Here is an 881-nt window from a genome sequence, read left to right on the forward strand (position 1 = left end):
ATACTCAACCGTAACTCCGTTAATACCACCGGGAGTTTGTCCCATACTCCAGAGGGAGCACAGTAAAACAATTACAGTAAAAAATCTCTTCATATTACAATTAAAACTATTTGATTTCAGGTCTTAAGAAAAACCTATGTCTTTATAAAAAAACAAAATAACTACTACTAAAACGTTAATTCAATTAACATCTATTTCAAATTTAAGCCAATTTATATAATAATCAAACATAAAAAGGGAAACATAATAATAAATTGCAGGTATTCTATCACACCAAGCTTTTTATTAACCATTTTTCAAAATTGAAAAGAAGAATTACGAGACATCCTTATTTTCGTTAAAAAGTTCTACTTTAAAATTTATAAAACAGCTCAAATCACTATACAAATCAAAGATGTAGATGGTCTATATGTAATTGTACATTTCAATTGTTTCAATAAGCAAAAAGAAAAAAATAGAACAGAAAGATTATTTAACCGAGTCATTTACTTACCTTTAAGAAAAACAATTCTTAAAATAAAGAAGTATGACACTGATAACAACACAAACATCTTTATTTACACCGATGCCATTAGAGATAGCAGGCATTGCAACATTAACTGACATTAAGCTTGTCTTGAATATATCTTTTGCAATCGTATTCTGTATAATTACTTACCGATTACTTCGGGATATACTATTTTACAAAGTTCCCTTTCGACAAGCTATTCAAAAGCGAATAGCGCCGATATTTACGGTTACACTATTATACCTAATTGTTCAAATACTGATTTATATAAACTAAAAGAGGCTGTCTAAAAAGCCTAAAAAACAAAACCCCGTCTAAAAAAGGCGGGGTTTTTTCATTGTTTGTCCTCAAAAATAATTATCTTCAAGGTGCA

1 protein-coding gene is annotated in these 881 nt (G+C 28.9%); it reads left to right on the forward strand.

All coding sequences use genetic code 11. From position 1 onward, the window contains the following. The first annotated feature begins 526 nt into the window (after positions 1-526). On the forward strand, positions 527-784 hold the full coding sequence (locus GOQ24_RS16345) for a hypothetical protein (protein ID WP_155093406.1): 258 nt from the start codon (positions 527-529) through the stop codon (positions 782-784). The last annotated feature ends 97 nt before the right edge of the window (positions 785-881 follow it).

This window comes from Myroides sp. LoEW2-1, assembly GCF_009767705.1.
GTDB classification, from domain to species: domain Bacteria; phylum Bacteroidota; class Bacteroidia; order Flavobacteriales; family Flavobacteriaceae; genus Flavobacterium; species Flavobacterium album_A.

Excerpts from the sequence above, each read along its gene's own strand:
- GOQ24_RS16345 (WP_155093406.1), top strand. The coding sequence starts at position 527 with ATGACACTGATAACAACACAAACATCTTTATTTACACCGATGCCATTA.